The organism is Aquimarina spongiae, from assembly GCF_900141785.1.
GTDB lineage: Bacteria > Bacteroidota > Bacteroidia > Flavobacteriales > Flavobacteriaceae > Aquimarina > Aquimarina spongiae.
In genome coordinates this window covers 156,468-169,533 of sequence record NZ_FQYP01000007.1, presented here as the reverse complement: position 1 = coordinate 169,533, position 13,066 = coordinate 156,468, and the positions used below count along the sequence as shown (strand labels likewise).

Genomic DNA, 13,066 nt, shown 5'->3' with positions numbered 1-13,066 from the left:
ATTATTACTACAATTTTGTAATTCGTTTGTAATGTTAAATTGGGTGTATATTGACTTTAAGTAATATACACCCAATTTAATTTACTAATTTTGGGATATGAAACTTTGGCGTGTCAATTTCCATATCCTAATTGGATGCTTGGGAGTTATATTCTTTTTTAACATCTCGGTTTATAGTCAAACTAACTTACAACAGGATTTAATTGCTCAAAGACAATTAGATACGGTACTCAGTTATTATCAAAAAAGCGATGTAGATTCTATTGATATATCGAAAAGGTTATTTTACATTTCTACTTTTTTAAAACTAATTGAACCATATCAAGAGGATACTCTAGTTTATATGGGTTTGATGCGAAAGACAAAACTTCAAAATTTAGCAAAGCAGTATGATAGTGCTGTAACATATTCAGAAAAACTATATGATTTATCGAATCGTAACAATGATACCTTACATATTATTAGGGCATCGGCAAAGCTAGGTCTTTATCATAAAAATAATAACCAACTAAAAGAATCCTTTAAGTTTTATAATGAAGCTTTCAGAGTATCCAGAAGGGTTGGGGACAGTGCTAGATCAGGAAGATACTTGCTACAAATGGCAAATATTCAAAATATATTAGGAGATTTTTCAGGAAGCAAAGCAACCGCAATTGAAGGAGTAAAATTTGCAGAGAAGATTTGGGATATAAAAAGACTTTCAGGGTTATATCATATAATTTCTGTTTCCAACCTAGAACAAAATAATTTTGATGAAGCTTTAAAATATAATATTGCAGCCCTTAGTCTAGGAGAAAACAAAGAGGATGCCAAAATAATTGGAAGAAACCATATGTTTAACTACCAAAATACAAAGGCAAATATTTTAAGTGGAAAGAAAGATTTTAATCAGGCAATTTCTATTCTAGATACGTTAAGAAAAGAACCATCTGTCATAGGCAATAAAGAAATGTATGCTAGAGTATTAAGTAATCTAGGATATATTTTATGGCTTCAGGATAGTCAAAATATTACCTCAGAGCAATTATTACTGCAAGCTCGAGGTATTCGAAAAGAAATAAATGATGCGGAAGGATTGATAGCTAGTAATATACACTTGACAAAGTTTTACCAAGAAAATAATAAGGAAAAAGCATTGTTTTTTGCAAATTCTGCTTATCAAAATGCTTTAAAAAGGGAAAGTTTGGTATCTATTATAGAAGCATTGGGCTATGTAATTCAATTAAAAGATAGCCCTGAAGAAGCTAGGATTTATCATAAAACTAGTAAAGAATTAGAAGAAATCAATCAAAGTAATAGAGCCATTTATGTTGAAACAAAATACGAAAACGACAAGCTTACCACAGAAAACCTGGTTTTAAAAGCGGAGACTGCCAAAAAAGAAAGACAACGTATTATTTACCTGTTTGGTTCTATTCTTATCATATTAATTGCAGGTTCTGTTTTTTATATGGTACAACAACGGCACAAAAGACAAATTATCCGTAATGTCTATGACGCAGAGGCTAGGATTTCCAAAAAGTTGCATGATGAGTTAGCCAACGATGTGTATAATGTGATGATCCAAATACAAAATGAACAAAGTCGCAAAGAAGTATTGGATAAATTAGAAGATATTTACAATAGCACTCGTGATATCTCCAGAGAAAATAGTAGCTTTAATGAAGTAAGAGATTTCCATTTGGAGTTGAGTAATATGCTGAGTAGTTATAGTGCTGATTATACCAAGATCATCATTAAAGATGTAGGTGAAATCAATTGGCAATCCATCACTCCAGAAAAAAAGATCATTGTGTATAGAATATTGCAAGAGCTGATGATCAATATGAAAAAGCACAGTGAGGCAAGCTTGGTAGCCATTACGTTCAAAAAGGAGCAAAAAAATATAAAAATAACTTATGCCGATAATGGTGTTGGAGTGGATAAAGATGAAATAATTTATAGTAGTGGATTGCGAAATGCGGAAAACCGTATAAAAACGATCGGAGGATCATTTATATTTGATTCAGAAATGGAAAGAGGCTTTAAAGCCACAGTACATTTCCCGAATTAATAATAATAGTGAGCTATGTTTAAGAAAGTTTTAGTAAACGAAGATCTCGGAAGTATTAATCATGGAGTAGCTAACATCCTTCATGAAAGAACGAGAATAAAGGAGATACAGCAAGCACAGTATTGTGATGATGCCTATCTTAAATTTAGAAGAGCACTAAAAGATCAAACCCCATTTGACTTATTAGTAACTGACTTGTCTTTTAAAGAAAGTCATAGAGAACGAAAATTAGTTTCAGGAGTAGAACTTATCGAGGCTGTACGTCTTATACAGCCCAATATTAAGGTCATTGTGTATTCTATGGAGGATCGACCTGCAAAAGTGAGATCTCTTTTTGATGAACATAATATTAACGGATATGTATGTAAAGGTCGTTATGGGCTGAATGAATTGGTGCAATCTGTATACGAAGTGTACAACGAGAATCGATTTATTTCGCAACGATTGTCTAATATGATGAGTAAGCACAATGTTTTTGAACTTAAGGATTATGACCTTTTGTTGCTCAAACATTTGTCTGATGGACTTACGCAAGAACAGATTGGAGAATATTTCAAGAAAAATCATATATCTCCAAACAGCATTAGTTCTATCGAAAAACGATTGAACAAGCTAAAATTTAATTTTAAAGCTAGAAATGCCATTCATTTGGTAGCAATGACCAAAGATTTAGGTCTATTGTAGTTATAAAATATGGAGCTTACGGGTTCCCGTAAGGAATTGTCATTTATTAATTTTAATTTTGAATTTCGCCCTATTTATGTACAATAGTGGCGAAATTTGGATATTGTACAAATAAAAACAACCCCGCAATTGTAAAACTTTGGCGAGCCAACAAAAGCAGGGTCTGAATAACGATTGATTTAAAAAAAAATCAACCATTAAAGGATTTTATTAAATAGATATATTCAAAAAAATCTTGATATGCTTTTTTGAATATAGCTATAGTAAATCTTACTATAAATGTTTGTATGTATTGATGGAGTCTTTCTTATTCCTCAAGCACAATATAGTAAGAAGCTTTTAAATATTTATCATATAAACTCTTTTTTTGGTTGATTTTTGATCAATCTAACAGTGTGTTTTTCGAAGAAAATCTATAGATAGTTGGTAGAATAAATATAGAAATTTATTTTTAATTAACTGATAGCAAAGTGTTTGAATGCGCATCAATAAGCGTGCGTCAAAATTATTACAAGTCACTATTTACCTACGTTAAATCTTTGTTTTTGGGTCAAAAAAATGATACACTCGCCCCACGCTATTCATTAAGAAGTGAATGATTTTTTTGATCAGCGAATAAAGATTGCAAATGGTCCGTTTCTATACCCAAAAAGCCAGATCTGGTAAAAGATCTGGCTTTTTTTATTTCCTTTATTTATATGGTTTGTTGAATAGAAAATAGCTAAAAAATTTAGGGTGGCTTCATAATTCTGTGTTCTATTAAAAAAGCGTTTAATTTTTTAAAGATCATTAATTATGAAAAAAGTGAGGTGGAATTATTTACTAGTGGTTTTTGTGGCTATGGCAATGCTTAGCATACAATCATGTAGCAAAGATGATGATGCAACTGGACCCACGGATACACCAGTCGTAGGAACCGATCCGGGAGATGAAGATGGAGAAGATATCAAGAATATCACACGCTATAAGGTAGATGGAGAAAATATCATAAAAGACCAAGATTTTGAAGTCACTGGACAAGCATTAGCATTTCAAAGAGATACTCAAAAACATCAGGAAATCTGGGAGCTAACAAAAAAGATAATTCCACTGGATTATAGATCTAAAATGAATGAGTTTATGATTTATCTGGGTGGAGAAAGTGGTGTGTTGGGATATGTAGTAGAACGAACACCAGATCTAGCTAAATGGCAAATGGGAATTGCAATCGATTATGCTTATGAAAGGGGTTTTAATGCAGACGGGGAGCTGGCATACACAATTATCCATGAATTTGGGCACATCATCACTTTAGAACAACAACAAGTAGATTCTGCGGTATTACCCACAGATTGTAAAACCTACTTTACCGGAGAAGGATGTGCAAAAGATGAATCACACATCAATAAAATTTACCAAAACCATTGGGCCGATATCTGGAGTGAGTTTCAAGATGTAAATACAGAAACTGATGCACAAAACTTTTATAACAAGTATCGGGAGCGTTTTGTTACTCAGTATGCATCCACAAATCCAGGAGAAGATATAGCCGAAGTATTTGCCACATTTGTTACCCGGGCCGGAGGGGTAAATGGGACGAGTGGTGCCGAAAAGAAAATCCAATTGCTATATGATAGTACAGAAATGGTGAAGTTAAGAGATTATATCAGAGGTAATATTGCCAAGAGTAGTAGGAGTTTCTTACCAGAACCGGGGGCATGGAGAAGGGCCAACACTTTTGGGAATAAGCATAAATCTCATTGTAGTCATGGGCATAAAGTAAGCAAATAGGAAATCAAGAAACTTCAAAATAAGAAAAGTATGAAATATTTGATGATGCTTTTGGTCCTGCTGAACTTTTCATGTCAGTCTTCAAAATCAGTAACCGAAGATCCGGAAGTTTTGGTGTATTACTCCAAAGGAAGGTGTTTAGGGAAATGCCCGGTATATGATCTTTGGGTATATCAGGATGGAAGCTTTTTGTATTCTGGCATAGATTATGTTTCAGTAAAAGGAAAAATAAAAAGCAAATTGAAGAAAAAGGAGTTCAACGCTTTAAAAAGTATGATCGATCAAGGTTCTTTTGAAAAAGTGGTTTTGAATAAAGGAAAAGATAGGCCAGTTACCACGCTAAGAGTTAATGGAGAAGAGTATAAATATTACCCATCTGCATTATCCGGAGATATCAAAGAACTGAATGCAAGGATGAAGCAAATAGTGAATCAAATTGTTGCTAATTCTTCACCTTGAAAAAAGACAAAGGAATAGTTAGCTGGATATACGATAAAAAGGGTAGGCAAATTATTTTATTTTATATTCCAGAAGGAGAACCTGATGAGCTAGCTCATCAGGTTTTTTCGTTCCAACCGAGCAGCATGTAATAATTTTTTAAGTCTCCTTTTTTTTACTTTACATCTAGTTTCGGCAACATCTTTCTCTGTCCTGTATACTAATGATTCACAATAGTCAATACGATTAGCATCAGGAAGTTTTGAGATCACTTTTCTGTACAATTTGTCTACTTGAGACAAGGTCTTGGGTACTTTTTTTCTAAAAAAGAACATTTTACGTTTAGTTTGGGGTTATTTAATCAGGTTTTAAGGTATCGTGATCCATATCAAAATCTATTCCCAATCCCGTAGGTAAATCATAAAGTTTGTTAAGGTTATTCTATTTGCTACAAGCTCTCATTAGCGATACATCTCTGTTTTGAGTTGCCGATTACTTTTCAAAAAGATGTAACATGATCAAAATACCAACTTGTTACTGTTGGATATTTGGAAATCAGCTGCTTATGGTTAGGCGGTTTTTACGAAAATATTTCGTGGAATTAATTCTTAAAACCCTTCGATTATCAAATATTTATTTTTTCAAGATTTACTTTAGGATGCTTATAAATTTTTAACACAAACCAAGTGGTATTGATAATCAAGATGTTCCCGAAAGGCGAAATTTGATTGTTGATCCAAAATCGAAGTAGTATTCTAACTTAAATCATCTAATTATGAAAAGAATAACAAGTATTGCCGTATGTATTACCCTTATGTTTTTTAGTTGTTCAGACACTTTAGACACTGATAATTTACCAGAAGATGCAGAAGCACAGGAAAAATTCATAGATGCTAATGGTTATATTAGTGATAACCGCACCGATGGGTATAACCAAGGGTATTTTTGGACTATTTACAAAGAAGGAGGATGGGGAAGACTTACCTTTCCCTATGCTAATCAATATGCAGGAAATTTTCAGATTGAGTACAAAGACAATAAGGATATTGTTGGAGGAAAAGGTTGGAGAACAGGAAGTGGCAGAACGATCAACTATAATGTAGGATCGTTACAAGGCTCCTATGATTTTGTAGGTGTTTATGGTTGGACAAGAACACCTTTGGTAGAATACTATATCGTAGAACGCGGAAACATTGCCGGGCAAGATCAAAACAAAAATTTTAATGCCAATGGCCGAAATTACAAGTTCAAGAAAAACACCCGATATAATGCACCTTCTATTTTGGGAACCAAAACATTTAATCAATACATCAGTCAACACGGAAACGTCGGTACTGGCAGCAATAAGAAAATAAGTATGCAAACCCATATCAATCACTGGAATCAGCATGGAGGACACCAACAGCAATGGGGTAACCTTAGAGATTTTGACTATCAGGTATTCGGGATAGAGTCCTTTAGCCAGGGTTGGGGAAAGATTAACGCCACCGTTTGGTAAAAACTAGGATAAAAAGTATAAAAAAGGCCGTTGCTATTGCAAACGGCCTTAAATTGCTGTGTAGGATAATTATGAAAAAACTAATTGTTTTTTTAGGTGTGCTCTTTTTTTATTCTTGTACATATATAAAAGATGATAAGAGTGTTTCTAATGATTTGGTTCTGGTAAAAGGAGGCTTTTTTGTCAATCAAAACTCAAATCTATATAAACGTGATGTTCGTGTCAATGATTTTTACATCAGTAGAACCGAAATCACTCAAAAAGAATGGGTAAGAGTAATGGGGACTAATCCTTCCAGATATAAAGGAGATGATCTTCCTGTAGAAATGGTGAGTTGGTATGACTGTATCGCTTATTGCATCCAAAGAAGTAAACAGGAAGGATTGCAACCATACTACAAAATTCTTAAAGACTCTATTGATGAGTTTAACAAGTCTGAGTATGATACTGTGAAATGTGTGATTAGCATATATCCACTTTCAAATGGGTATCGATTACCCAAAGAGATAGAATGGGAGTATGCTGCAGGAGGAGGGCAACTCAGTAAGAGCTATACGTATAGCGGAGGCAATGATATGAATACAATAGCCTGGTATTGGAGGAATTGCGGAGATCAGTTTTTAACCGAAAATTGGAACTATCAAATCCTTGAGAACAATCATGGAAGAACACGGCCAGTGGCTAGTAAAACACCAAATGAACTTGGTCTTTTTGATATGACGGGAAACGTTCGTGAATGGTGCGAAGATTGGTTTGAAAACCAAGAAATACCCTCAGGACATTTTCGCAGTCATAGAGGAGGAGGTTGGATAGGTGTCGAGATGTTTATGAAAAATAATGATCGAGATTATTTTGAAGCGAATGGGATTGGACCAGATCAAGGATTTCGTGTTTGTCGAAATGTTGGGGAATAGCAAATTTAGTATTGACCAAAAAAGAAAATAGAATTTAATGACCTGTTTATATGATGGTCATTCAAAATGGAACTTCAAAACACTATTTTTTTACAAGTATAAATAGATAATAATTCTTTGGGGATTCACATTGTTTATGTTTTTGTAGTCAATAAGTTACATAGGTGAAATTACCTTTGGAAATCAAAAAAAAACACACTAAAAATGACAGGTCTCACAAGGTTCAAATACTACAGGAAAATGCCAAAAATGATCGATCAATTAAATTCAAAAATGCGCTGTTAACGCAGTAAGAATACGGGTAAACCGCAAAATGCAATCTGTTAATCACATAATTTAGTTTTAATGATAAAAAGAGTGAGATTCTTTTTTATATTTGGGAAAAGGGCTTATGTTAAAGAAAGATACTTTACAATCTTCAAAAGATGATTTTTGATAGGGATTAGGGATAATATTTAACATCAAAATGTAACTCACAGAATCTAATAGGATTATAGTTGGTTTCTATTTTGAACCTTAGGAAAATATTTAAAAAATTTGCTTAGAAAATACATTGATCATAAACTAAATTTCTTGTTTGTTGAAAGGTTAGTTGTTGTAGATTATGAAATCCGAAATTTAAAAGGTCGATTTTATTCTGATAAGAATTTTAATGAACTTCATGGGCTAGTTACGTAATGGCAATCATTAAAAATAAAAGTACTGGAGAAATTGTATACCTTAATACCCAACATACATTTGGGAGAAATCGCAACGTTGCTAATACCTATATTGCAGAAAAGGATATATCTCAATCACATGCGTTAGTATCATGGCGCGGTAGTAATTGGTATCTTCAAGATCATAGTAGAAATGGTACTATTGTAAATGGAGAGTATATAAACAATACAGCGGTAAAGCTTTCCAAAGGACATAAAATACAGTTTGGAGAGCACGAATCAACACAGTGGGACATCTTAAATGTGGATCCTCCATCTAGTTATCTTAGATCTGTTAAAGACCCAAACAAAGTAATAGAACTTACCTCGGGTCATGCATTTCCAAATGAAGAAAAACCAGAGATTTTGATCTATCCTGAAGATGCTGTCTGGAAACTCGAAAAAAAAGGAACTATAATAGATTTGATTCAGAATAGCAGCTACATCATTGATGATGAAGAATACATCTTTATCGAAAATCAAGTCTTAGAAGATACTATGGATAATGGGTATGTAGTAAACAATGCTTACTTCCAATTTATCTTAAGTTCTGATGAAGAACATATTAATATCAAGATTATTACTCAAAATCTTGAACTGGATTTGGGAGAACGAGTTCACAATTATATTCTCTTGGCGCTGGCCAGAAAAAGATTAGAAGATGTACAAATGGGTGCTGTTATAGGAGATCAGGGCTGGATGTCAATCGAGGATTTACTGGAAGACATGAGCAAGGAGTTTGGTAAAGAATTAGATCCTTACTACTTGAATCTAAAAATTTATCGCATCAGAAAATTATTACTGGAAACAAAACCATATGGTTATCTCTTCTCTAATATTATTGAAAGACGATATGGTGAAATACGCTTTGCACATCAGTTTTTTCAAATCTTAAAAGAAGATCAGTGTATAGGTGAAGTTTTAGCGATAGCAAATTAAATTGAATTATAAACTTAATAAATACGGAAAGACAATAATTTAAAACTAAATCATGGAAAATCCCTCGACTAAGCATACCCCCAATGTCGATATTGAACTTGAAAACTACAGCATAATTGAAAAGATTGGTGAAGGAGGTTACGGAATTGTATATAAGGCCAAACAAATTAGTACAGGCCAGACCGTAGCCATCAAAATACTGAAGTTTAAAGAAATACCGGATCAAAAGTCCATAAAGCAACAAATTGCTCGTTTTGATCGCGAGACAAAGCTTTGTGCAGAAATTAATCACCCCAATATTGTAAAGTTATTGGATAAGGGTTTTACTGCCAATCAAGAGCCTTTTGCTGTCTTCGAATATATCTCTGGGCAGACCTTAAAAGATTTAATCACTCTACATAACGGTTTGTCTGCCGATGAAACGGGTGTCCTTATGGGGCAAGTCCTGGATGCTCTGGTAGCAGCGCATGCCAAAGGGATTATTCATCGGGATCTTAAACCTCATAATATCATGGTGACCCAAACCGGAACCAGATCACACATTAAGATATTAGATTTTGGAATAGGAATATTTACTCATGATTTCAGGACCGACGATTATAAAGATATTACACTTACTCACGAGGTGATTGGTACCCCTGCCTATAGTTCCCCGAACAGCTAAGAGGAGAACCACCCACAGTAAAATCTGATCTATATGCATGGGGGTTAATTGTATTGGAATGCCTCACAGGCCAACCTGCGATTCAAGGATCAAATGTAGCAGAGGTGTTTCAAAAACAATTAAACCCGGCAGACGTACCTTTACCTCCTTCAATTTTTGGACATTCTTTAGGTAAAGTACTCAACCGTGTTTTAGAAAAAAATCATACGAGACGTATTGCTAGTGCAGCATTGGCTTACGAAGAGTTTTCTAAAATCAATTTTAATACTCTGGTAGGGCAAGTACAACCTCAAAAAGAAACCGCATTACAATCAGATGACGCTACCGAAGTAAATCAATTAGTATGGCGAAGTGCGCATAGCGAAAAAAGACAGATTACAGTGCTATGTGCAAAACTCATTCTATCTGTGTCCGATCATGCAGTAATGGATATGGAGACATTAGAAACGATTCAGAAAGATCAGTTGCATTTATGCAAGGATGTAGGGGTTCGTTTCGGTGCACATATTTCGGGGGTTATGGCAGATACCATTGTCATGTGTTTTGGTTATCCTCAAGGAAGCGATAATGATGCTAGAAGGGCAGGACGAACAGCTTTAGAATTAATAGGCCAACTACAAAAAAGAAGTACTTTGTTGTTTGCAAATCATGGAGTTGCGTTAGAAATCAGAATAGCCATGAATTCTGGAACAGTACTTATTAAGCACAATACAGCTCCAGAGGGATTGGTAACCAATACTGCCTTTAATCTTTTATATACGACTCCACCAGGGCAGATTCTGGCAACTGCAACGACCAGAAAATTATTAGATGCGCATTTAGAATTTGAAGAATTTACTACCAAAGAATTCTCTGGAATTGTAAATGCAACAGATGTGTATTTGTTAACAGGAGAGCGCCAGACCGAAGCCCTTTCTAATTTAAGTCCACGTAGCGCCGATCAAAAGATGATTGGTCGTGAGAAAGAACAGAAACAGATCTTTACCACTTGGGAATCTATACAATCTAATAATGGAAAAGCGATTGTAATCAAAGGACAAGCCGGAATAGGAAAGTCCAAGTTGATTTACGAAACCAAAAAACAACTGATCAATAATGAGTTTATAGTACGCGAGTGTCGATGCCTTCCAGAACATCAGAACAATGCGTTGCATCCTGTTTTTGAAATGTTGAAAAGAGATATTGGGATACATGATCCAGAATTGGTGATCCCACATCTAGAGGAAGCCTTAAAAGAAGCAAACTGCGATACTGAAAAAGCTATCCCCATAATATGTTCCTGGTTTTCTATTCCATTAGGAGACTCCTATCAAGTTTCTGAAGCCTCCCCTACTGAACAAAAGGAGATCTTATATGATGCCTTAGAAAAACTAGTATTTCATATAGATACACATAAAAAGTTTACGGTCATTATCGAAGATTTGCATTGGATCGACCCAACAAGTTTAGACTTTTTGAGCACGATAATTTCAAAATTGGACCAGAAAAACTTCTTTTTGTTAGGTACCGCTCGTCCAGAGTTTAAATATGATTGGAATTCTGAAAACATTTCCGAGATATCACTGCAAACACTGGATCAGATAGCTACAGAATCTCTGATTAAAGATATATTATCACAACAACCAATAGCATCTGCTGCTCTTGATTATATCGTAGAAAAGGCAGACGGGATACCATTATTTATAGAGGATTTGACCCGAATGTTGTTGGAAGAGAAGTATTTGGTTCAAGAAGAGGGAACATATACGTTGGCACAAAGTTTTGATGCTACTTCGGTTCCTGTAACACTGAAAGGGTTATTAAATGCTCGATTGGATCATATCGGTTTTGCCAAAGAAACCGCTCAATTAGCTGCTGCCATAGGGCGTGAGTTTACTTATGATTTATTGGTGAAATCATCACTACATGATGAGGGTATGGTGCAAACCAATCTGAACGCACTGATGGACGCCAATCTGATTTATCATCATCGTAAAGTGCAAAATGAAAAGTATGTATTTCGTCACGCTTTAATTCGGGATGCAGCTTATGATAGTATGGTGTCCTTACTCAAACAGGAGGTCCATGGTAGAATTGCAGAAACCATCGAGAGTGATTTTGATGATATGGTGAGAGATAATCCTTTTGAACTTGCAGAGCACTATGCAAATGCCAAGTCTTACGAAAAAGCCATACATCACGGGCTGAACAAAACAAAATTCTCTATACGAAGATCCTTAAACCAAGAAGCCTATAACGAATCCTTGAAATGTTTGGAATGGATTGAGCAATGTGATGAAGGAATAACCTCTTGGAAAAATGAGTTGGAAACCAATCGAATTATCATTCCTGCCCTTATGGTTTTAGAAGGATATGGTAGTGAGCAGATTGAAGTGTTTTCGAAAAGAGCAATGCAATTAGAGGAGTTGCTCAAAGACGATGTTGATTTTATGGAAACCTTCCAATCCAGTGGTGCGGATCATACCAGTAACTGGGGATTAGCGCAGTATCACCATATGCGTTCTAATCGAAAGGAGGCGATGTATCTGTGTAAGGCAATGATAAGAAAAGCCAGGAAAACAGAAACAAGACAGAATTTGTTGGATAGTCTACCTCTTATGGGAATGTTTGTGACTACCGATGGTTTTCTGCCTGAAGCATCTGCACATTTTGAAGAAGCGTTGTCCTTGTATAATAAGGATTTGGATGTAGAGATCGCTTTTCGTAATGGGATTGATCCCAAAGTTCATGCGCACGTCAATTACGCATTTAGTTTAGCGCTACAGGGAGATATTGAAGCGGCCAAACGTCATGTCAAAGAAGGTCGTGATTGGGCGATACAAATAGAACATGTACCTTCTATAGCGATCACAAATGTATATTTTATACAAATCGCTTGGCTAACCAGAGACGAAAAGTGGATCGAAGAACTTAATGGTATCAGTACTACATTTTTTGAAGAATACCCCGAAATGGGATTTTTGGCAGAGTACTCCAATGTATATAATTACTGGAGGATAGGTAAAACGGAAAATCAAGAAGGTTTTTCTGAGATGAGGATTGTTTCAAAACAGACCTATCTACATTCTTATCTGGAGGGAGTTTTGATTGACACTTTGAGTAATCTGAAATTGTATGATCAAGCGATAGAAAGAGCTAAAAACGCTATAAAATGGTGTGAGAATAGTGATGAAAAAGCATTTTTGTCTTCATTATACCATATGCTCGCAAACGCACAATGTGCTAAACAAGGAAAAATATCAGATACCGAAGTTGAACTCTTTGAAACTGCAATAGAAATTGCCAAAAAGCAAGGCGCCGGAATCCTTGAACTACATGCATGTAATGCATATAAAAGTTGGGTTAAAGATCAACAAAAAGAAGAAATTATATCCAAACGGATAGAATCATTGAACTAAGTATTCACAT

Annotated in this window: 10 protein-coding genes; 9 read left to right on the top strand and 1 reads right to left on the bottom strand. The window is 34.9% G+C overall.

Annotated features, from left to right (window positions below):
* Nucleotides 1–97 precede the first annotated feature (97 nt).
* From BUE24_RS16480 to BUE24_RS16465, 4 genes are all read left to right on the top strand, one after another.
* Complete coding sequence (locus tag BUE24_RS16480; protein ID WP_073318124.1) at nt 98–2,053, top strand: sensor histidine kinase; 1,956 nt, start codon at nt 98–100, stop codon at nt 2,051–2,053.
* Nucleotides 2,054–2,068: 15 nt separating this feature from the next.
* Nucleotides 2,069–2,737 carry a response regulator gene (locus BUE24_RS16475; protein WP_073318122.1) on the top strand — a complete coding sequence of 223 codons (669 nt, stop codon included), beginning with the start codon at nt 2,069–2,071 and terminating at the stop codon, nt 2,735–2,737.
* A gap of 795 nt (nt 2,738–3,532) precedes the next feature.
* Nucleotides 3,533–4,507 (top strand): zinc-binding metallopeptidase, encoded by a 975-nt coding sequence (locus BUE24_RS16470; RefSeq protein WP_073318119.1) that lies wholly within the window; start codon nt 3,533–3,535, stop codon nt 4,505–4,507.
* 30 nt (nt 4,508–4,537) lie between these two features.
* Nucleotides 4,538–4,966: a DUF6438 domain-containing protein gene (locus BUE24_RS16465; protein ID WP_073318117.1), complete on the top strand. Its 429-nt coding sequence runs from the start codon at nt 4,538–4,540 to the stop codon at nt 4,964–4,966.
* Nucleotides 4,967–5,055: 89 nt separating this feature from the next.
* Here BUE24_RS16465 and BUE24_RS16460 read toward each other — a convergent pair whose 3' ends face one another.
* Nucleotides 5,056–5,280, bottom strand: a complete 225-nt coding sequence (locus BUE24_RS16460) for a hypothetical protein (protein ID WP_073318114.1) — start codon at nt 5,278–5,280, stop codon at nt 5,056–5,058.
* A 440-nt stretch (nt 5,281–5,720) separates the two neighbouring features.
* Here BUE24_RS16460 and BUE24_RS16455 point away from each other — a divergent pair, with 440 nt between their 5' ends.
* The 5 genes from BUE24_RS16455 to BUE24_RS16435 all read left to right on the top strand — a co-directional run bounded on the left by BUE24_RS16455 (nt 5,721) and on the right by BUE24_RS16435 (nt 13,056).
* Nucleotides 5,721–6,443 (top strand): glycoside hydrolase family 11 protein, encoded by a 723-nt coding sequence (locus BUE24_RS16455; RefSeq protein ID WP_073318096.1) that lies wholly within the window; start codon nt 5,721–5,723, stop codon nt 6,441–6,443.
* Between the two features lie 71 nt (nt 6,444–6,514).
* Nucleotides 6,515–7,357 (top strand): formylglycine-generating enzyme family protein, encoded by an 843-nt coding sequence (locus BUE24_RS16450; RefSeq protein ID WP_073318094.1) that lies wholly within the window; start codon nt 6,515–6,517, stop codon nt 7,355–7,357.
* Between the two features lie 677 nt (nt 7,358–8,034).
* Complete coding sequence (locus BUE24_RS16445) at nt 8,035–8,994, top strand: FHA domain-containing protein (protein ID WP_073318091.1); 960 nt, start codon at nt 8,035–8,037, stop codon at nt 8,992–8,994.
* A 52-nt stretch (nt 8,995–9,046) separates the two neighbouring features.
* Nucleotides 9,047–9,658: a serine/threonine-protein kinase gene (locus tag BUE24_RS16440; RefSeq protein ID WP_073318088.1), complete on the top strand. Its 612-nt coding sequence runs from the start codon at nt 9,047–9,049 to the stop codon at nt 9,656–9,658.
* Nucleotides 9,659–9,705: 47 nt separating this feature from the next.
* Nucleotides 9,706–13,056, top strand: coding sequence for a TOMM system kinase/cyclase fusion protein (locus BUE24_RS16435; protein ID WP_244548172.1), 3,351 nt, complete (start codon nt 9,706–9,708; stop codon nt 13,054–13,056).
* Nucleotides 13,057–13,066 lie beyond the last annotated feature (10 nt).